We start from the raw sequence: 19,247 nt of genomic DNA, 5'->3' as shown, positions 1-19,247 counted from the left end.
GAGGTCGCGGTGAGCACCTCGCTGTTCCGAGTTCGGGCCTACCGTCACCAGTTCGGGGCGCAGCTCGTCGCCCTTGCCGGCAACGGACTCGCGACCGTCGCGTTGGGCCTACTCGCCTTCGAGGTCGCCGGTACTCGCGCGGCCGCGGTCCCGGGGACCGCCCTGACCATCAAGATGGTCGCCTTCGTCGTCGTCGCCCCGATAGCCGCAGCGCTCCCGGACATCCTTCCCGACGAGGAGCAGTACACGCGGGCGGCTTCACCCCACCCACGACTTCGTCATCGACCGACTCCACACGCGCTGGCCGCCACAGCATTGAGGTCGCCTGCAGTGTCACTCGGCCCACGTCACCGGATCAGTAGGTCAGTCGCGAGCGCTCCGCGCGTGGTCCGCGGCGTAGGCCCGGAAGACCTGCTGGAGATCCGCATGGTCCGCCACGCGGACGAATCCCCGCAGTGATTCCGCGACGTTGTCCAGGGATGCCGAGAGCATCGCCGTTCCGACACCCGTCTCCACCTCCGCCTTGGCTGCCGCCGCATCCCTCAGCTCCAGTGCGTAGTGGATCTGGCGCGACAACGACTGCCTCGGGTTCTCCTCCTGAAAGTAGTACGTCTCCGAGTGCTGACTCAGGTCCACGCACACGACGTCGATCTCCGATGCGAGCTCCCCCAACACCCGGGTGAGCATGTCCGCGGGAAGTGTCGGAACCGCCTCGGCGACACCGGCCGCCGCCAGTCCGTGGAGCCGCATCGCCAACGCCCTGCGACGGGTGAGCGGCGGATAGATCTGCATGAACCAGGTCAGCGCCGCCGTCAATACGGCGAATCCCACCAGCGCCTCCAGCGGAGCCAGTGCTCGTATGAAGGGCTCGGTGGCCACCATGTCCCCGAATCCCAGGGTCGCCAGGGTCACGAACGAGACGTAGAGGGCCTCGATGACATCGGGGTAGCGACCGGGATCGATACCCGGATCGTAGGTGAACCCCCCGGGAACGTGCGGTAGGTAGATCAGCGCCCATCCCAGCCCCTGCAGGAGCACCCAGACCAGGACGGTGAGCACCATTCCCGCGGGCCCGACTGCCGATCCGAGCCGGTGACCGAGTCGCCGCGAAGTCGCCCACAGAGCCGATATCACCGCGTTGCTGAGGTCCCCCTCTCCTCGCGGGTGCAACAAGGCACGGAACATGTCCCCCAACCCGATCGCGATGATCACGAATCCGACCACCGTCAAGGCGATACTCACAGGCTCTTCCCTTCACACTCGACGACGCATCGGAAGCAGCACCTCCGGTCCGCCGTGGTCCAGCGCCAGTCTCGCAGGCCACGGGACGGAGGGCCGTCGGCCCCACGGCCGCCGCCATCATTCCCGGGCCGGTTGCTCGTCGGGACGGTTGCTCCTCGGGACGGTTGCTCGTCGGGGACGGCAGAACGGATCGGAGTAGGGCGAAAGCGCGTAGCGTCGAGGCCAACCGCTCGGAAGGCTGTGATCTCGACCCATGACCAACGTGACCGACACCGCTGATCGCATCCTCGCCCGAGCCGCGGACGCCCCGCACGGCCGACACGCCGAGATCATCGTGCGCGAGGGCCCTCTCCGCCAGTCCCTGTTGGCGCTGACGGCGGGCACCGAACTCGAAGAGCACAACTCGCCGCCGGCTGCGAGCCTCTACCTTCTCCGCGGGGCGGTACAGGTGACCGGTGAGACGACGGTCGACGTCGCGGCCGGCGAGCTCCACACCCTCACCCATCACCGGCACGCCGTTAAGGCCCTGGAGGACTCGGTCTTCCTGCTCACCACCGTCACCAGCATCGAGGGACAGGGCAGCCACACCGAAGCGCCGTCAGCCTGAGCGGATAGCCGGCGCCGATCTTCTGGCACTCATCCCTCGGACCTCTTGTCCCCGACAGGCGTTCACCGCCATTCGTCCACCGCCACCCAGTCCCCTCCACTCGTCCCCTCCACTCGTCCCCTAGCGCGATTCCGGGGGGTGGCGGACACTGACGACATGCGCACGCGACACGTCAGTACGGTGATCCACCGCTCCCCGGCAGACGTCTACGACCTCGCCGCCGATCACACGAGCCTCGCCAGGTGGGCATCGGGGCTGGCCACCGCGGAGGTCGCCGTGGACGGTGACACGCTGATCGCCGACTCCCCGATGGGAAGAGTGAGCGTGCGATTCGTTCCCAGGAACGACTTCGGGATCCTGGACCACGAGGTCACCCTGCCCGGCGGCGCGACCGTCCACAATCCGCTCCGCGTCCTGCCCCATCCCCACGGCGCGGAGGTGGTCATGACCGTCCGACAACTCACGGACGACGACGACGAGTTCGAGCAGGACGCCGCCACCGTGGCAGCCGACTTGGAGCGGCTCAAGGGGCTCCTCGAGGGCGATCGCCCCTCGGTCCCCCCGTCATCGACGCGTCCCGCCGTGCCGACGGACGTACGCGTGGCGACGCCGGCGGACGCCACGTCACTCGGGGGCCTCCTCCACGACTTCAACACCGAGTTCGACTGCCCCACCCCGAGCGCTGCCGAGGCCGCGGGACGATTCGAACGACTACTCCGGCGTGAGGACGTCCTCGCCGTCGTCGCCGGGATCACCGACGGCCGCGCGCCCGGCGCCGACGTCGGCTTCGCGTTCCTCACCCTGCGGCCGACCCCGTACTGGGACGGTCCGCTCGCCCAGCTGGAGGACCTCTACATTCGTCCAGACCTCCGAGCGGCCGGCATCGGAACTGCGGTGCTGCACCGGTCCGTGTCCGAGGTCCGAAAGCGAGGTTGCGACGAGATACTCATCAACGTGGACTCGGACGACGTCGACGCCCGGCGGTTCTACGAACGTCACGGGTTCTCCGACCGCGACCCGGATACGGGTTCCGGGATGCGGTGCTACCTGCGTCGGTTGTAGTCGCGCGGATCAGGGGGTCAGCCGACCGGTTCGGCCTCCTCGGGGAGGATATGGCGCAGGATGTCAGAGATCGTGATCACCCCGACGAACCGGTCGTGTTCCATCACCGCGGCGAGCTGCTCGCTCCTCTCCCGCGACACCGCGAGCGCTTCGTAGACCGGCGTACGGGTGTCGAGCAGCATCACGGGGCGGGCCAGATCCCGGGCCGGGCTGTCCTCCTGCTCCAGGAGCGTGTCCCGCACGTGCACCACCTCCGGAGCGGAGGTCCCGTCGAGAAGGAGAATGCGCATGTGCCCCGTCCGGGCCGCGGCCTCCTGAACCTGCGCCACGGTGGCATCGGCGGCCACCGCAGTGGGTTCCTTGTCGGTGTTCACGAGGGAACCCACCGTGAGCTGATCGAGTCCGAGCGCCCCGGTCAGCGGGGAACTGAACGTCTCGTCAAGGGCCCCGACCGACGCCGAGTGCTCGACGAGTTGCCGGATCGTGGCGGCATCCTGTCCTCCCACCGCGGCCCGCTCGACCGGGGTCACACCACTGGCGGAGACAAGTCGGTTGGCGACCTCGTTCACCCACCAGAGGAGCGGCCGGAACACCCAGATGAAGCCCCGGGACGGAAGCCCGATGAACTTGGCGGAGAACTCCGGGTGCGCGATGGCCCACGACTTCGGAGCCATCTCCCCCACCACCAGGTGCAGGAAGGTCACGAACAGCAGGGACAGCGCGAACGCGGCGCCGCCGGCCACCTGCGCCGGTGCACCCCAGGAGGTGAGGACCGGCCCGAGCCAGGCGTCGACAGCCGGCTTGGTGACCGCACCCAGGGCGAAGGTACAGGCCGTGATTCCCAATTGGGCTCCCGCGAGCATGACCGTCAGCTCGTTGATCCCCCGGAGGGCCGCCCGCGCCGAGGCGCTCCGCTCCGCGTCCTTCTCCAGCCGGTGTTTGCGAGCTCCCAGAAGCGCGAACTCGATCACCACGAAGAAGGCGCTCAGGACGATCAGTGCCACGGTGATCACAGCGACGACCAACGGATTGTCCATCACAGTTCACCCCCCTGTCCCACATCTCGTGGTTCGTCGTCGCCGGATCGCTCCGCGGGATCCTCCGCGATATCCACCAACCGGACCAGCAACTCACCCGGCACCAGCCGGGTCACGTCGAGGACCTCGATGTCCAATGCGAACTGAACCGGTTTCTCGGCTATCAGCTCCCGGGGCTCGATCGGCAGTTCCACGCGCACGGTCTGTCCCACCTCGGGGAGCTCGCCATGGGCGGAGATCGTCAACCCCGCCATGGTCTCGAAGTCGCCGTGTGGGAGCTCATGCCCGAGCGCCCTCTCGGCCTCGTCGACATGGACGTCGCCGTCCATCCGCCAACACCCCTCGTCCACGAGCGCGATGACGGACTCGGGTTCCGTGTCGTGCTCGTCGGTCAACTCGCCGACCAACTCCTCCGCCAGATCCTCCAACGTCAACACGCCCGCGAATCCCCCGTACTCGTCGACCACCGCCGCGAGCTGGGTCTTCGACCGGGTCAGGGTCGACAGTGCGTGAGGCAGGGACATCAACGAGGGGAAGACCACCGGTGGGCGCATGATCTCCGACACCAGGGAGTCGACCTGCACACCCTCGCGGAGGAGATCCGCCAACTGAACGACCCCCAGCGGCTCCAGATTCTCCGAGACCACCGGGTACCTCGTGTGTCCCGAGGCCATCATCGCCCGTAGCTCGCCGACGGTGTCGTCCGGACCGACCACGCTGGTCTGGGGCCGCGGGACCATCGCGTGCTCCACCGTCCGGTCCGGGAAGTCCAGGATCCGGTCGATGAGAACGGACAGGTTCTCCGGCAGATCTCCGCTGTCCCGCGCGTCCGCCACGATTCGTTCGAGGTCCTCGGCCGTGGCCGTGGAGTCCAGATCGTAGACCGGTGTGACCCCGACCATCTTGAGCAGGAGGTTGGCCGCCCGGTCGAACACCACGATGAGCCAGCCGAACACTGTCAGGTAGACGGTGGTCGACCGAGCCAGACCGCGGGCCAGGGGCTCCGGGCTGGCGATCGCCAGGTTCTTGGGATACAGCTCACCGAAGATCATCTGCACCACGGTGGCGACCACCAACGCCAGGACGGTGCCCACCGTGACGCTGACCGCCGCGGGAACACCGACCACGCCCAGGAGGGTCCCCAGCGATTCTCCGACCAGGGGTTCGGCAACGTACCCGACCAGCAGGCCGGTGACCGTGATTCCCAACTGGGCGCCCGAGAGCATGAAGGACGTTCGTTGCGTGACCTTCAGCGCTCGCTGCGCGGCGACATCTCCCGCCTCGGACAGCGCCTTGAGCCTGTTCCTGTCCACGGACATGTAGGCGAATTCCTGGGCCACGAAGTAGCCGTTCACGGCGATGATGGCCAGGATCGCGATGATCCCCAGCAACAGCATCAGGAGGGTCATGACCACGGGGTCACCTCCACCCTCGGTGGGCGTCGTCTCGACAACCGACCGCCGCAGATCTGAGCGAGAGAACGAGGGAGACTAGGCCCCGGGTCGTCGACCGACCCGGTCCTTCCAGAGGGAGTACCCATCAGGGCTTCTCACACACTCCGTTTCGTGAGTAGATGTGCGTAACGCCTTCGAGTATGGCCTACCCCGACCCGCATAACCACACCTGCTCATCGCACCTCATGCCCGGGCGCCGGTGACGGCTACGAACCGGCAGTGGCGGGGCGGACGGTGAGGGTCTGTGCGAGGGTTCCGATCGGGCCCGCCTCGTCGTGCAGGACGCTCGCCGTGAGCCCGAGCCCGCCCGGGCCGAAACTCACCCGGGTGTCGAACCCGAGCCAGTCCCCTCGCGGCTCGCGCAGGAGGTGAGCGGTGAGGTCGATGTTAGGGAACTGCACGTCCTCGGGAGACGCGCGGACCGCCAAACCGTTGGCGATGTCGAACAGGGCCGCCGACCTGGCTAGCGTGCTCACCGTCTCCCGCGCGACCAACGGGACGTCGGTTCGGACCCAGTACCGTGCCCGACCCGGTCCGACCGACTCCCGTCGAACCTCCGCGGACGCCAGGTACCCGCCCTGCCACACCGAGGTGGGGTCCCACCGCGCCATCTCGGACGGTCCCGGGATCGGGTCGAAGCCGACTCCCTCGACTCCTGAGGTGTCCCGCGGTTGCTGCAACCAGGCACGCAGACGGACACCCACCCGGCCCGGGAGACCGTAGGTGGCCTCCACGAGTTCGATCGTGCGCCCCGGTCTGACGACCTGCACGTCCACCGACACCGGGTCCATGGGCACGGTGCCGAGGATCTCGTAGGTCAGTCGCGAGATCGCCATGGGACCGTCCCGCCGACATCGCAGGTCACGCTCCACCTCGTTCACGAGCAGCCCGAACGAGGGGCCGATGTGCTGTACCGCCGGATCCCACGCCCCGGTGGTGTGCGACGTCGGGTGGAACCGACGGTCATCGAGTCGATCGAAATACGCCACGCACGCCTCCGCTCGGGTGAACTGTCACTAACTGACTATCACGGGACGAGGGGGACGGCCGTCAATCGGCACCCGGTGACACCCGCGTGCGGTTGACTCTGACCAGGAACCACCGAGCCCGTCCACCCGCCCAGGAGTGCCCCATGACCGCAGATCAGTACGACACCTTCGACACCACGATCGACGACAGATTCCTCGACGACTACACGGAGGGGGGCCGGTACCGGTTCGGCGAGGAGTCCGTGGACGCCGACGAGATCGTGGAGTTCGCCCGCCGGTACGACCCGCAGAGCATCCACACCGATCCGGAGGCGGCGGCCGGGGGGCCGTTCGGAGGCCTGATCGCGAGCGGCTGGCAGACGGCCGCGCTCATGATGCGCCTGTTCGCCGACAACTACCTCACCAGTGTCGCGAGCCTGGCCTCACCCGGGATCGACGAACTCCGCTGGGTCAGGCCCCTCCGCCCCGGTGACCGGCTCACCCTTGTCTGCGAGACGACCGGTGTCCGCCCCTCGAGGAGCAAACCGGACCGGGGGGTGCTCACCACGGATGTGACGCTGATCAACCAGGACGGCGAACCGGTGCTGACCGCCACTGCACTCAACATGGTCGCCCGCCGCTGACCCGGGTCAGAGCCTGGGCGTCAGGTGGAAGATCGGCAGGTTCCTGGTCGTGCGCGTGGCGTAGATCTCGTAGTTGGGCCACACCCTCACGGCGGCATCCCAGGCCGAGGCCCGCTCGTCCTCGGACACCTCGCGCACGTCCACGGTGAGCCTGGCGCCGTAGACCGACATGTCGACCTCGCCCGCCCCCGCCGCACGGAGGTTGTGCACCCACGCGGGCATCTTCTCGCCTCCCCAGTTGGAGCCGACGATCACCAGGCCGTTGCGCCACGACGCGCACAGTAGAGGCGTGTCGCGCAGCTCACCGGTTTTCCGCCCCGGGACGTGCAACGTGAGGGTGGGTAGTCCCGCCACGCGGAGCAGCGGGACCCTGCCACCGGAGATCCTGGTCATCCACTTGTCGACCGTCACCACGAGATGGGAGTTCTCCCGCGTGGCGTCCTGACGCCCGAACCAGACCGCGAGCGGGGTGAGAAAGTTACTCATGAACGAACCTTAGGATGTCGGCGGCCATTCCCGACGAGTCAGGGTGCTTTTCGCGGTCGCGACCACCTGTACGGATTCGAGCCAGCCCCGGTGCAACCCGGCCTCGAGGGACGCGAGGTGGAACGCCCACATCCGGCGGTAGACGGCGTCGAATCCCAGGGCCGCCGCATCCCGCCCCCGGTGCGCGAACGTCTCGGACCACAACCGCACCGTCTCCGCGTGGTGCGAAGTTGACTCGATCCGCCCGAGTAGTTGCAGGCGCGGTGATCGTTCGATGGCCGCCACCAGTTCCGTCCAGGACACCACGGGCCCCGCCTCGGAGACGTAGCGCGAGCCCCACGCCGCGAGCTCGACGACCGCGGGCCTGGGGCGCTCCGCGGAGACCACCGCCGCTATCGCGAGTCTGCCGCCATCCGCCAGGAGCCTCTCGGCTGCGTCCAGCACCTCCGCGTAACCGGCGAATCCCGCCGTGACGCCGGGGTCGACCGCGACCACCGCGTCGACGGTCCCCCGCGCATCCGCAGGACCACCCAGGAAGAGGGTGATCTCGTCATCGAGTCCCGCCGCGGCGAATCTCGAGCCGAGGGCCGACAGACGCTCGGTCGAGGCGGTCATGGTCCGCACGTGAGCGCCGCGCTCGGCGGCCCGCATCGGCAGTTCGCCCCACCCCGGCGTGGCGACGAGGGCCCGAGACCCTGCTCCGACACCCGCCAGGGAGAGAAGTGTGTCGGCCGAACGCCTCTGGGCATCACCCAGATCGTTGCGCCGTGGCGGCGACGCCGGGACCTCCAGGTGGACCACGTCGGTTCCGTCTTCCATCCGTGTGCGGGTGCGTGCACCGGAGGCGAACACCGCGCCCGAGGTCGACATCGTCTCGTCGGTGTACAGCGAGGTGAGCGCCCCGGGAACGGAATCCTCGAGCTCCACCGCCACCGGCCCCCCGCGCCTGCGCCCACCACCGGGGGTTCCGCGACCTTCGCGCCCGTAGGCACGCTCGCCCGGGTGGGCGCAATCGGCGTTGCCGGCGATCCAGGGGCCGAGGGTCCCGATGACCGCCCCGAGGTCGGTGGTCGTCCACTCGCCGGCCATGTACGACTCGCCCAGGCCCAGGACCCCGGCCGAGGCGAGGCGCGCCCAGAAGCGCTCGGGGTTCCCCAACACCATGCGTACGGGAGCGTCGTACTCCCCCGCCGCCGTCGAGTCCGGGTAGTCGATCCTCAGGCCGAGCTCCCGGGTCGACCTCCGCAGCGCCTGGGCGACCTCACCCGCGGCCTGTCCGCCTGTCCCGTCCGGCTCCGCGAGCGCGGGCCACCGATCGAGGTCGACGGTCTGCGGTTCGAGTCTGACCACCGGGTCCCTCCTCAGGGGTGTCGTCAGTGGGACGGTACCGCCGCACGTCGCCCCGGCCGGTCAGGCGCGACGGGGGGAATGGTTCACCGCCGCGAGCCCACAACGTGTGCACCGGTTACCGCATACCACTACTCTGGGTACTCGTGTCCGCGCTTGACCCGCCCGGGCCCCGACCGACGAGCCAACGCGCCCGTCACGACAGACCCACCCTCACCAGGAGCCGCCATGACCGAGCCCGCACACGACCAGGCCACCGCCACTGCACCGGCCGGCCGCCGGCACCGCGTCGTCATCATCGGGTCCGGCTTCGGCGGGCTCTTCGCCGCACAGCAACTGGAGAAGGCGGACGTGGACGTGACCCTGGTCGCCAAGACCGGGCACCATCTGTTCCAACCGCTCCTCTACCAGGTCGCGACCGGAATCCTCTCCGTCGGCGAGATCGCTCCGCCCACCCGGCTGATCCTCCGCGATCAGAAGAACGCCACCTGCATCCTCGGTGACGTCAACAAGATCGACGTGGCGGCCAAGACCGTGTCCGCCTCCGCCGGCCACATCCCGTTCGACATCGAGTACGACAGCCTGATCGTCGCCGCCGGCGCCAACCAGTCGTACTTCGGCAACGACCACTTCGAGCGCTGGGCCCCGGGGATGAAGACGGTGGACGACGCTCTCGAGCTGCGCAGCCGCATCCTCGGCTGCTTCGAACAGGCCGAGGTCACCGAGGACGAAGAAGAACGCCGCCGACTGTTGACGTTCATCATCGTGGGCGCCGGCCCGACCGGTGTGGAGATGGCCGGGCAGGTGGCAGAGCTGGCGCAGCACACTCTCAAGGACACCTTCCGCCGGATCGATCCCGCCACCGCTCGCGTGATTCTCCTCGATGCCGCCCCCGCGGTCCTCCCGCCGTTCGGCAACAAGCTCGGCAACGCGGCTCGGGCGAGGCTCGAGAAGATGGGCGTCGAGATCCAGCTCAATGCCATGGTCACCGACGTCGACTACCACGGCATCGAGGTCAAGGACCCGGACGGTTCGGTCCGCCGGATCGATGCCACCTGCAAGATCTGGTCCGCCGGCGTCAAGGCCAGCACCCTCGGCAAAATGCTCGCCGACCAGACCGACGCCGAGGTGGACCGGGCCGGACGCGTCCTGGTGCAGAAGGACCTCTCGCTGCCCGGACATCCCGAGATCTTCGTCGTCGGTGACATGATGAGCCTCGACGGCCTCCCCGGGGTGGCGCAGGTCGCGATCCAGGGCGGCAAGTACGCCGCCAAGCAGATCATGGCCGAGGTCGAGAAGGGCAGGTCCTCCGCCGAGCGGCCGCCGTTCAAGTACTTCGACAAGGGCTCCATGGCCACCGTGTCGCGCTACAGCGCGGTGGTGAAGGTGGGCAAGTTGGAGATCTCGGGCTTCATCGCGTGGGTGATGTGGCTCGTGGTGCACCTCGCCTACCTCATCGGCTTCAAGAACCGACTCACCACCATGTTCTCCTGGGGTATGCACATGGGCGGCGACCACCGCTCGCAGTTGACGTCGACCCAGCAGTGGGTCTACGGCCGACAGGCCATCGAGCGGGTCGCGGCCCAGGACAAGGCCCTGTCGGCGGAGGAGGCCCGCGACCGGGCTGTGGAGACCACGTCGATCAGCGACTGACGAAAGTCGACTTCACGAGGAACGCCCGGCGGGAACTCTCCCGCCGGGCGTTCTCCGTACCCGGGCCCCCGACTTTCTCCGTAAACGGGCCCCGACTACTGGAGATTCGCGAGTCGGACCTGACCGACGGCAGCGGCCCGGCCGTCGTCACCGGTGATCTCGACACGCCAGAGTTGCTGACTGCGGCCCCGGTGCACGGGGGTGCCGGTGGCCGTGAGCGTGCCCTCGGTGACGGCACGCAGGAAGTCAGTCGAGTTGTTGACCCCGACCACCTTCCCCTCGCCCCCGAGCCACACCGCGCCCGCCACACTCGCGACCTCCTCGGCGATGGCACAGTAGACGCCGCCGTGGACTATCCCGTAGGGCTGGTGCAGATGCGGGCCGACTTCCACCGAGACCACCACCCTGTCGGGAGTGACCTCCAGATAGTTCATGCCGATTCCGCCGCCGAAACCGGCACCGGACTGACCTCGGATCAGCTGGATGAACTCGTTCTCGACCGCGTCGGACATCGATCCTCTTCCTGAAGGCCCGGGCCGTCCGGGCGACTCGGGTTCCGACGCTACCGCGCGCCCGCGTTCCCGGAGCAGAGTCAGGCGGGCTCAGCGGACCGAGCGCCAGCCCCTGTCGCGCACCGGGATCGGTCCCGCTCCGGGCGTTCGCGGTAGGGCACTCCGTCTCCGGACCGCCAGACCTGAGTCGTGTAGGGCCTGCAGGACGAGTTGCCCGCGCCGGTATCCGGTCTCAGAACTCGTGTCGGCGAAGGTCGGGACGATGGTCGCGGCGCCCAGTACACACTCCCCGACCACCGACCACAGGGTGTCGACACTGCAATTGCTCACGCGGGAGAGGTCGTCGAACACAGGGCTCAAGGTCATGCGCGACCGGCAGGCGAGCCACTGGGCGAGCGCCTGCTCGCACGGCAGCACCACGGTCCCGGGTGACCCCGCAGACGGATCGTCGCAGAGAAGACGCAACGTGGTGTCCCGGACCCCCGCCCAATCGAGCCCGCCTTCGATGTCGGTGCGGACCGCGAGGTTCTCCGCACCTGTGTCCCAGACCCGGCCGATGGTGACGAAGCTCGCGACCGCCCGGCCGATCACCCCGTGGGCGAACGCGTCCGCGACGAGGTACGTCGAGAATCGGATGTCCCCGGACTCTGCGAAGTAGTTGCGGAACATCATCTCGACACGTCCGCCGTCCACCGCCTGCTCCAGCGGGACCCACCGGCGGCGGGACTGTGTTCGGAGATCTGCGATCGAGTAGAACTTCGGGTATCCCGGCCTGAATCCGGCGAGTACGTCGACCGTGTCGTCGAACACCGTGCGCGTACCCACCATCTGCGTGGGCAGCATGGAACTGGTCATCTCTGCTGCTTCCCCCTCAATGATCACTTCTCAACCCGGCCGGCCACCTACCCGTCGATGCCACCCCGCGGATCGTTTCCCCCCGTTCCGCGGGTGCACCGGTGTCCCGGCCCGGTAATAAGTGATACAACACACCACCTGCCGCAACCAAGGGTTTTTGGTCGGTTCCGGCAATCATTGCACTCAGTGCACGACTGATCTGTCAGCAAACACACAGGTTGCGTAGCGCCCGCGAACCGCCCCCGATCTCCCATCGACGCAGGTCCATCGCCCGGGATGGCGTGGACTACTCTGAGACCCATGAGTACTGAGCGCGAGGACGCGCAGCCGACCTCAGGCACCGACGGAACCGCTGATATCGGAGTCACCGGACTCGCCGTGATGGGCTCGAACATCGCCCGGAATTTCGCCCGCCACGGATACACGGTCGCCGTGCACAACCGCTCCGCCGGCAAGACCGACGCCCTGCTGAACGAGCACGGTGGGGACGGGGAGTTCGTCCGTACTGAGACGATCGAGGAATTCGCCGCAGCGCTACGGTCACCGCGCCGCGCACTGGTCATGGTCCAGGCCGGAGCACCCACCGATGCGGTGATCGAGGCCCTTGCTGATGCCTTCGACGAGGGCGACATCATCATCGATGGTGGCAATTCCCTCTACACCGACACCATCCGCCGGGAGAAGGCGATGGCCGACCGCGGGATCCGATTCATCGGCGCCGGCATCTCCGGCGGCGAGGAGGGCGCCCTCGAGGGCCCGTCCATCATGCCGGGTGGCCCGGCCTCCAGCTACGAGGTCGTCGGGCCGATGCTTGAGGACATCTCCGCCAAGGTCGACGGGACCGCGTGCTGCACCCACGTCGGCGAGGACGGCTCCGGCCACTTCGTCAAGATGGTGCACAACGGGATCGAGTACTCGGACATGCAGCTCATCGGCGAGGCCTACCACCTGCTCCGCGGTGTGGCCGGGATCGAGCCGGCGGCCATGGCCGAGGTCTTCCGTGAATGGAACACCGGCGAACTCGACTCCTACCTCATCGAGATTACGGCAGAGGTACTCGCCCAGGAGGACTCCGAGACCGGGTATCCCCTGGTCGACGTGATCGTGGACCGTGCGGGCCAGAAGGGAACCGGTCGCTGGACGGTCAAGTCCGCGTTGGATCTCGGGGTTCCCGTGACCGGCATCGCGGAGGCCGTGTTCGCGCGTGCCCTCTCGAGCTCGGTACCCCAACGCGAGGCCGGCAGGGCACTGCCCTCCGGCGCGGTGTCGACCCCGACCGGAACAGGCCCGGAATTCGTCGAGGATGTGCGCCGGGCGCTCTACGCGTCGAAGGTCATCGCCTACGCCCAGGGCTTCGACCAGATCACCGCTGCCACGGCCGAGCACGGCTGGGAGGTGTCGCGAGGCGACCTGGCCACGATCTGGCGTGGGGGGTGCATCATCCGCGCCACCTTCCTCGACCGCATCCGCGAGGCCTACGCGGAAGACGGCGATCTACCCACGCTTCTGGCCGCCCCGTACTTCGCCGAGGCCCTCGCGGATTGTGTCGACAGCTGGCGACGCGTGGTCATCACCGCGGTCTCCGCGGGAATCCCGGCGCCCGGATTCGCCGCGGCCCTGGCCTACTACGACGGACTCCGGACCGAGCGCCTACCCGCCGCGCTCATCCAGGGCCAGCGTGACTTCTTCGGCGCCCACACCTACTTGCGGACCGACCGCGAGGGCAGCTTCCACACCCAGTGGAGCGGCGATCGTACGGAGGTTCAGGTCTGACCGGGTCGGCTCATCGGGATCTGGGCCGTCTACTCGCCGGGCTCGGCGTAGCGGTCCCGATCAGGCACGCCGTCTCCACAGTCGTAGACGGACCGGCGAGTCCGATCCAGACCGCGGCTCTCGAGGACGCGGTGGCGGGCCGCGATCTCCTCGCGGTCGCGCCGACGGGCTCCGGGAAGACCCTGGTGTTCGCGATCGGCGTAGCCCATAGGCTGGCCGGGGCCCCGAGTCTCCCCGATCGGCCGCGCGCGATCGTGGTCGCCCCGACCCGCGAGTTAGCGGTACAGAACGCAGAGGTCCTCGCCGAGGTCGGCGCGGGTGCCGGACTCCGCGTCGCCACATTCGTCGGCGGTCAGCCGCTCTCGAAGGACCGCAGGACCCTGGTGGCACCGGTCGACATCGCGGTGGGCACACCGGGACGGCTGACCGATCTGATCAGGACCGGAGCACTGTCCACGGCGGATGTCAGTGTGCTCGTACTGGACGAGGCGGACCATTTGATGGGGCTCTCTTTCGGCGAACAGACCGCCGCACTGCTCGCCGAGTGTGGCGACGCCGCGCTCCTGTCGACGACGGCCACGGCGGACACCGATGTCGAGGACGCACTGCGACGCAGGCGCCCCGGGCTGCGTATCCACCGCGTGGACTCCCCCGTCGACTCCGCGCCGCCCACGGTCGCCGCCGCCGGGGCTCCCCGTCGGCTCGTCGTGGTCTCCGCACCGGATCCGGACCTCTACGCGATCGCACTCGCCGCCCGCTGCCGTCGGGCGTTGTTCTTCGTTCCCCGACGCGACGCTGTCGAGCAGTTGCGTGCCTCCATCGCGGCGACCGGAGTCACCGCGGCCGGTGTGGCGGGCTCGGCTTCACCGACCAGGAGGGCCGGCGCCTTCGCCGACCTCGCCTCGGGCACCGTCCGGGTACTCGTGAGCACCGACCTCGCCGGACGTGGTCTCGACCTCGACGGTATCGGCCACGTCATCCACGTCGGACCTCCCCACTCTGTACAGGATCTGGTCCACCGCTCCGGCCGGACCGGGCGGGGAGACGACGCCGCCGGAGTGGTGGCCGCGATCGTCCGACCGTCGGAGGTGGCACGGATCAGCGCGTTGGCACGTGAGGTCGGCATGACTGTCGATCTCGTCGACCCCACCGGGCCCCGTGCAGCCCCCCTCCTCGACGAGCTCTTCGGTCCGGAGATCGCGCTGCCCCGGCGCCGCAGAGAGTCCGCGCCGTCGGCACGTTCCCGCCGGCCCGCGCAGTCCCGGGTGCACCGCCCCAAGAAGAAGCGACGTTCGTGAGCGCGAGTCGCCGTACCGCCAATCCCGTTCTGGTGCCCGAACGACTCTGGAGAGAACTGGAGCTCCGGCACACCGACACAGTAGATCTGCTGACCAACGACCACCTCGCGCGTCGGCGCCGGGGCGAGCCACACCCGGTCGCGGACTTCCTGTTCACCTACTACCGGACGAGCGTCGCCGCCGTCCGGCGCTGGCACCCCGGACCCGGGCTGATCCTGGAGGACGCCCATCTGACCGAACGGGTGGAATGGCGTCACTATGAGCGCGCCTCACTGCACGGTCGGTCCGGCCTGATCGTGAACCCCTCGTCCGTCCTGTCCCGCTGCGGCTCCCGCATCACCCGGGCACGCGAGATCGTCGAAGCCACCGCGTCGCGGCCAGGCGCCACGGGCTGCTTCGGCCTCCACGAGTGGGCCATGCTCTACGGCACCACTGATGACGACGCACGTCACCGCCAGGTACCGCTACGGGTGTCGCACGCACGGATAGACCAGGTCGTGGACAATTCCCGACTGCGATGCACCCACTTCGACGCCCTACGGTTCTTCACCGAGGCCGCCGTCCCCCTCAACCAGGACGTCCTGACCCGCGTCGGGCAGGCCCGGAACGAACAGCCGGCCTGCCTGCACGCCGGCATGGACCTCTACTCGCACGTCGCCGCGATGGAGGCGGGCGCCCCGGGAGAGCTCCTCGTCGACACGCTCGTCGCCGCCTTCGATGCCCGTGAGGTCGACATGCGGTCCTCCCCCTACGATCTCTCCGCCTGGGGGCTCGAGCCGATCCCGGTGGAAACCCCCGAGGGCCGTGCGGCGTTCGTGGCCCATCAACGCGGATGGATCCGACGGACGCAGGCGCTCCGGGCCCGATACCTGGACGCGGTCAGGACCCTGGAGTCGTCGAGCGCGAGCCGCCTGGCCGGAGCGGAGAAGTGACCCGTCACGCGGGAATCGCTCCGAACAACCGCTCGGCCACTCCCGTGATCACGTCTCCCAACTCGGAATAGGCGTCGTCGCCGGCCGTAGCCGTGCGGAGGACCAACCCCATCGTCCGGCCCGGGGCGGGCTCGAGGAATCTCGCCACCCCGATGCCAGGGTCGCGACTCTCGGACACCACCGCGGACTCCGGCACGATCATCACCCCGAGCCCCCCGGCCACACATCGCACCGCGGTGGTCAGGGAGGCCGCCCGCGACCCACCGCGGCCCAGGATCGGAGCAGAGACCCTCCGGCACAGGTCCACCGTCTGGTCGCGGAGGCAGTGCCCTTCATCGAGCATCAACAGTGGAAGATCCGCCAGGGCCTCCAACGAGAGTCCTTCTCGCCCGGCGAGCGCGTGGTCCGCAGGGACGAGGAGGGCGAACTGCTCGGTGTACAGCGGCACCCCGATCGCTCCAGCGGACTCGGTCGGCACGGCCATGATCGCCACATCGATCGCCCCCGCGCGCAACTGTTCGACCAGTCTGGCGGTCTGATCCTCGACGATCCGCGGCCGGAGATCGGGGAAACGATCGGCCAGCGCGGGGAGCAGGCCCGGGAGGAGGTAGGGCGCAGCCGTCGGGATCACCCCGATCCGGAGGTCGCCCGACAGCGGTCCCCCGCTACCGGCGGCGATATCGGCGACAGCATCCATCGCGCTCACCGCCGCCCGTGCGAACGGGAGGAGTCGATGCCCGACGGGCGTGACGAGCACGGTCCGCGTGCTCCGTTCGACCAGATGAACCCGCAGTCCCTCCTCCAGGGTGGCGAGTGCCTGGGAGAGTGACGGTTGGCTCATTCCGAGCTCTTCAGCGGCACTGCGGAAGTGGAGCCGTTCCGCGACGGCGAGGAACACCCTGAGCTGGGTCACGCTCGGAACGAACCGCTGATTGACCATACCGATTAGTGTAGAACGATCGATAGGTCAGAGTCGATGATTATTCGCTCCCCCCTATGGGTGATCTTCACCTCATTAGGTTTACCTCTCAACGGGGGTCGGGCATAGTCGGGCATGCCCGTTCAAGAACGGCCTTTAACCCAGGAGGATCACATGGCACTTCTCACTATCGGCGATCAGTTCCCCGACTTCACGCTGACGGCCCTCAAGGGCGGCGACCTCCAGCAGGTCAACGCCCAGCAGCCCGAGGACTACTTCGAGACGATCACCAACCAGTCCTACGCCGGCAAGTGGCGCGTGATCTTCTTCTACCCGAAGGACTTCACCTTCGTCTGCCCCACCGAGATCGCCGCGTTCGGCAAGCTCGACGAGGACTTCCAGGACCGCGACACGCAGGTCCTCGGTGGCTCGATCGACAACGAGTTCGCGCACTTCAACTGGCGCGCGACCAACGACGAGCTCAAGGGTGTCCCGTTCCCGATCCTGTCGGACATCAAGCACGAGCTCATCCGCGAGCTCGGCGTCGAGAACGCTGACGGGGTCGCCGACCGCGCCACCTTCATCGTCGACCCGGACAACGTCATCCAGTTCGTCTCGGTGACTCCGGACGCCGTCGGCCGCAACGTCGACGAGGTCCTGCGTGTCCTCGACGCCCTCCAGTCGTCCGAGGTCTGTGCCTGCAACTGGCAGAAGAACGACCCGACCAAGAACATCAACAAGATGGACATGCTGCAGGAGGGCATCAAGTGACCATCGAGAACCTGAAGTCCGGACTCCCCGAGTTCGCGAAGGATCTCAAGCTGAACCTCGGGTCACTGGCGCGCTCCACGGAGCTGTCGCCCCAGCAGCTCTGGGGGACCTTTCTCGCGACCGCCGCGGCAACCCGTTCCGAGACCGTGCTGTCCGAGATCGCCGACGAGGCACGCGAGCACCTGTCCGACGAGGCGTTCAACGCCGCACTCGGTGCCGCGTCCATCATGGCCATGAACAACGTGGCCTACCGTGCCAAGGAATTCCTCGGCGAGGACTACACCCAGGTCCGGATGGGCCTGCGGATGAACATCATCGCCAACCCGGGGGTGGAGAAGGCGGACTTCGAACTCTGGTCGATGGCCGTCTCGACGATCAACGGGTGCGAGAACTGCACCGCCGCGCACGATGACGTCATCCGCAAGGAAGGCATCACCAAGGAACAGGCCTGGGAGGCCGTCAAGATCGCCGGTACCGTGGCCGGCGTCGCGCAGGCCGTGGAGATCCACGCCAACATCTGACCCCACTGTTCCGGATCACGGACGCAGAGCCCCGTCGACACCGTCGACGGGGCTCGCTGCATTCTCCTCACGCCGTCTCGGCGAGTTGACCCTCCCCAAAACGCCCGGACAGGACTAGGTTCGGAGAGAGGGAAGTGGAAAAATCTTTCACACCGACGCAAAGAGATCTGGAGATGCCATGACCACCGGAGGCACCCCGTCAGGAGACGGGTTCCCGAACGATCCGTACGGCGCAGGAACCGGTCAGCAGAACTGGGGCGGACAGCAGCACGGCGGACAAGGGAACGCGCAGGGATTCGGCCAGGAGCCCTATCCCGATCAGGGCTACGGTCAGCAGAGCTACGGCGGGCAGGACTACGGCCAGCAGCCATACGGGGACCCGGCGTACGGCGCCGCACACCCCCAGCCCGGACAGGGCGGTGGACCAATGATGACCGGCAGGGTGTCCGCCACCGACGCCATCGGCGCCGGATGGCAGATGTTCAAGAACAATCCACTTCCGTGGGTGTTGATCACTCTGGCCATGTTCGTCGCCAACGGTATCGCGAGTTCGGTATCCAACTCGGAATCGATGTCTGTGTCGTTCATCGGCAGCATCCTGACGTTTGCCGTCAGCCTCCTGTTCCAGGCTTTCGTCATCCGGGGCGCGCTACTCGAGGTGGACGGTCACAAGCCGGAGATCGGCGACTTCTTCAAGCTGCACAACTTCGGAGCCTTCGTCATCGCGGCGATCCTGGTGGCAATCGCGACGACCATCGGGTTCATCCTGCTGATCATCCCCGGGATCGTGGCGGCCTTCCTCCTCTACTGGACCCTCCACTTCGTCGTGGACCGGAACATGACGGCGATCGACGCCATGAAGTCGAGCGTCAACGCCATCAAGTCCGACGCCGGCAACCTGTTCGCCCTCGCGGTGCTCAACATCCTCGTCGTCATCGCCGGCTTCCTGGCCTTGTTCGTCGGGCTCCTCGTCGCTGTTCCCGTGGTCACCCTGGCCTCGGTATTCGCCTACCGCACCATCACCGGTCCGAGCGACTTCTCGCGTATGGCGACAAGCACAGTCTGATCACAGCATTACGCAGGGCCACGACCAGTGGGTCATGCGCATCACAGACAACAGCCCCCGGCGGGGTCCGCCGGGGGCTGTTGTGCACACCACACAGTAG

At 68.0% G+C, this 19,247-nt stretch carries 19 protein-coding genes and 1 pseudogene; 11 read left to right on the top strand and 9 right to left on the bottom strand.

The features are described from left to right. Positions 1–9: 9 nt before the first annotated feature. Positions 10–231: pseudogene (locus A6048_RS18625) on the top strand (MFS transporter); the annotation flags it as partial. Between the two features lie 132 nt (positions 232–363). Here A6048_RS18625 and A6048_RS07670 read toward each other — a convergent pair. After that, positions 364–1,242, bottom strand: coding sequence for a potassium channel family protein (locus tag A6048_RS07670; RefSeq protein ID WP_162845747.1), 879 nt, complete (start codon positions 1,240–1,242; stop codon positions 364–366). Between the two features lie 253 nt (positions 1,243–1,495). Here A6048_RS07670 and A6048_RS07665 point away from each other — a divergent pair, with 253 nt between their 5' ends. After that, positions 1,496–1,849 carry a cupin domain-containing protein gene (locus tag A6048_RS07665; protein ID WP_107749170.1) on the top strand — a complete coding sequence of 118 codons (354 nt, stop codon included), beginning with the start codon at positions 1,496–1,498 and terminating at the stop codon, positions 1,847–1,849. 582 nt (positions 1,850–2,431) lie between these two features. Further along, positions 2,432–2,911 (top strand): GNAT family N-acetyltransferase, encoded by a 480-nt coding sequence (locus A6048_RS07660; protein ID WP_235027683.1) that lies wholly within the window; start codon positions 2,432–2,434, stop codon positions 2,909–2,911. 17 nt (positions 2,912–2,928) lie between these two features. Here A6048_RS07660 and A6048_RS07655 read toward each other — a convergent pair whose 3' ends face one another. From A6048_RS07655 to A6048_RS07645, 3 genes are all read right to left on the bottom strand, one after another. Beyond that, positions 2,929–3,948 carry a CNNM domain-containing protein gene (locus tag A6048_RS07655; protein ID WP_107749171.1) on the bottom strand — a complete coding sequence of 340 codons (1,020 nt, stop codon included), beginning with the start codon at positions 3,946–3,948 and terminating at the stop codon, positions 2,929–2,931. Beyond that, on the bottom strand, positions 3,948–5,357 hold the full coding sequence (locus A6048_RS07650) for a hemolysin family protein (protein ID WP_200837447.1): 1,410 nt from the start codon (positions 5,355–5,357) through the stop codon (positions 3,948–3,950). Before A6048_RS07650 ends, A6048_RS07655 begins: the two co-directional genes overlap by 1 nt. Before the next feature lie 251 nt (positions 5,358–5,608). Next, a complete protein-coding gene (locus tag A6048_RS07645; RefSeq protein WP_107749173.1) occupies positions 5,609–6,391 on the bottom strand; it encodes a thioesterase family protein in 783 nt (260 codons plus the stop codon). A gap of 143 nt (positions 6,392–6,534) precedes the next feature. Here A6048_RS07645 and A6048_RS07640 point away from each other — a divergent pair, with 143 nt between their 5' ends. Next, on the top strand, positions 6,535–7,014 hold the full coding sequence (locus A6048_RS07640; RefSeq protein ID WP_107749174.1) for a MaoC family dehydratase: 480 nt from the start codon (positions 6,535–6,537) through the stop codon (positions 7,012–7,014). Between the two features lie 6 nt (positions 7,015–7,020). Here the strand turns inward: A6048_RS07640 and A6048_RS07635 are convergent, their stop codons facing one another. Further along, the gene (locus A6048_RS07635; protein ID WP_107749175.1) at positions 7,021–7,500 is read right to left on the bottom strand and encodes a nitroreductase family deazaflavin-dependent oxidoreductase; all 480 of its coding nucleotides are present in this window, start codon (positions 7,498–7,500) and stop codon (positions 7,021–7,023) included. 9 nt (positions 7,501–7,509) lie between these two features. Beyond that, complete coding sequence (locus A6048_RS07630) at positions 7,510–8,850, bottom strand: class I SAM-dependent methyltransferase (RefSeq protein ID WP_107749176.1); 1,341 nt, start codon at positions 8,848–8,850, stop codon at positions 7,510–7,512. A 225-nt stretch (positions 8,851–9,075) separates the two neighbouring features. Between A6048_RS07630 and A6048_RS07625 the strand changes: the two genes are divergently transcribed. Further along, positions 9,076–10,500, top strand: a complete 1,425-nt coding sequence (locus A6048_RS07625) for an NAD(P)/FAD-dependent oxidoreductase (RefSeq protein ID WP_107749177.1) — start codon at positions 9,076–9,078, stop codon at positions 10,498–10,500. A gap of 95 nt (positions 10,501–10,595) precedes the next feature. Here A6048_RS07625 and A6048_RS07620 read toward each other — a convergent pair whose 3' ends face one another. After that, positions 10,596–11,012: a PaaI family thioesterase gene (locus tag A6048_RS07620; RefSeq protein ID WP_107749178.1), complete on the bottom strand. Its 417-nt coding sequence runs from the start codon at positions 11,010–11,012 to the stop codon at positions 10,596–10,598. Positions 11,013–11,102: 90 nt separating this feature from the next. After that, on the bottom strand, positions 11,103–11,867 hold the full coding sequence (locus tag A6048_RS07615; RefSeq protein ID WP_107749179.1) for a hypothetical protein: 765 nt from the start codon (positions 11,865–11,867) through the stop codon (positions 11,103–11,105). Positions 11,868–12,167: 300 nt separating this feature from the next. Between A6048_RS07615 and gndA the strand changes: the two genes are divergently transcribed. From gndA to A6048_RS07600, 3 genes are read left to right on the top strand one after another with little or no spacing between them, the layout of a single operon-like run. Next, positions 12,168–13,640, top strand: a complete 1,473-nt coding sequence (gene gndA / locus A6048_RS07610; protein WP_107749180.1) for an NADP-dependent phosphogluconate dehydrogenase — start codon at positions 12,168–12,170, stop codon at positions 13,638–13,640. Continuing rightward, a complete protein-coding gene (locus A6048_RS07605; RefSeq protein WP_107749181.1) occupies positions 13,607–14,938 on the top strand; it encodes a DEAD/DEAH box helicase in 1,332 nt (443 codons plus the stop codon). The genes gndA and A6048_RS07605 overlap by 34 nt, the downstream gene beginning before the upstream one ends. Next, positions 14,935–15,870: a hypothetical protein gene (locus A6048_RS07600; protein ID WP_235027676.1), complete on the top strand. Its 936-nt coding sequence runs from the start codon at positions 14,935–14,937 to the stop codon at positions 15,868–15,870. Before A6048_RS07605 ends, A6048_RS07600 begins: the two co-directional genes overlap by 4 nt. A gap of 4 nt (positions 15,871–15,874) precedes the next feature. On the opposite strand, the gene A6048_RS07595 is transcribed toward A6048_RS07600, so the two are convergent. Beyond that, a complete protein-coding gene (locus A6048_RS07595; RefSeq protein ID WP_107749182.1) occupies positions 15,875–16,810 on the bottom strand; it encodes a LysR substrate-binding domain-containing protein in 936 nt (311 codons plus the stop codon). A 153-nt stretch (positions 16,811–16,963) separates the two neighbouring features. On the opposite strand from A6048_RS07595, the gene A6048_RS07590 reads away from it, so the two are divergent. The 3 genes from A6048_RS07590 (at position 16,964) to A6048_RS07580 (ending at position 19,147) form a co-directional block, all read left to right on the top strand. After that, positions 16,964–17,560, top strand: a complete 597-nt coding sequence (locus tag A6048_RS07590; protein WP_107749183.1) for a peroxiredoxin — start codon at positions 16,964–16,966, stop codon at positions 17,558–17,560. Further along, positions 17,557–18,081 carry an alkylhydroperoxidase, AhpD family gene (ahpD, locus tag A6048_RS07585; protein WP_107749184.1) on the top strand — a complete coding sequence of 175 codons (525 nt, stop codon included), beginning with the start codon at positions 17,557–17,559 and terminating at the stop codon, positions 18,079–18,081. The genes A6048_RS07590 and ahpD overlap by 4 nt, the downstream gene beginning before the upstream one ends. Before the next feature lie 178 nt (positions 18,082–18,259). Continuing rightward, positions 18,260–19,147, top strand: coding sequence for a DUF2189 domain-containing protein (locus tag A6048_RS07580; protein WP_107749185.1), 888 nt, complete (start codon positions 18,260–18,262; stop codon positions 19,145–19,147). The last annotated feature ends 100 nt before the right edge of the window (positions 19,148–19,247 follow it).

The sequence above is a fragment of the Dietzia psychralcaliphila genome, from assembly GCF_003096095.1.
Lineage (GTDB): Bacteria > Actinomycetota > Actinomycetes > Mycobacteriales > Mycobacteriaceae > Dietzia > Dietzia psychralcaliphila.
This window is presented reverse-complemented; position numbering and strand designations above follow the sequence as displayed.

Bases quoted from the DNA above. Each gene is read 5' to 3' on its own strand.
- A6048_RS07665 (WP_107749170.1), top strand. From the start codon at position 1,496: ATGACCAACGTGACCGACACCGCTGATCGCATCCTCGCCCGAGCCGCG.
- A6048_RS07625 (WP_107749177.1), top strand. From the start codon at position 9,076: ATGACCGAGCCCGCACACGACCAGGCCACCGCCACTGCACCGGCCGGC.
- A6048_RS07580 (WP_107749185.1), top strand. From the start codon at position 18,260: ATGACCACCGGAGGCACCCCGTCAGGAGACGGGTTCCCGAACGATCCG.
- A6048_RS07620 (WP_107749178.1), bottom strand. From the start codon at position 11,012: ATGTCCGACGCGGTCGAGAACGAGTTCATCCAGCTGATCCGAGGTCAG.
- A6048_RS07595 (WP_107749182.1), bottom strand. From the start codon at position 16,810: ATGGTCAATCAGCGGTTCGTTCCGAGCGTGACCCAGCTCAGGGTGTTC.
- A6048_RS07640 (WP_107749174.1), top strand. From the start codon at position 6,535: ATGACCGCAGATCAGTACGACACCTTCGACACCACGATCGACGACAGA.
- A6048_RS07655 (WP_107749171.1), bottom strand. From the start codon at position 3,948: ATGGACAATCCGTTGGTCGTCGCTGTGATCACCGTGGCACTGATCGTC.
- A6048_RS07590 (WP_107749183.1), top strand. From the start codon at position 16,964: ATGGCACTTCTCACTATCGGCGATCAGTTCCCCGACTTCACGCTGACG.
- A6048_RS07635 (WP_107749175.1), bottom strand. From the start codon at position 7,500: ATGAGTAACTTTCTCACCCCGCTCGCGGTCTGGTTCGGGCGTCAGGAC.
- gndA (WP_107749180.1), top strand. From the start codon at position 12,168: ATGAGTACTGAGCGCGAGGACGCGCAGCCGACCTCAGGCACCGACGGA.
- A6048_RS07615 (WP_107749179.1), bottom strand. From the start codon at position 11,867: ATGACCAGTTCCATGCTGCCCACGCAGATGGTGGGTACGCGCACGGTG.
- A6048_RS07650 (WP_200837447.1), bottom strand. From the start codon at position 5,357: ATGACCCTCCTGATGCTGTTGCTGGGGATCATCGCGATCCTGGCCATC.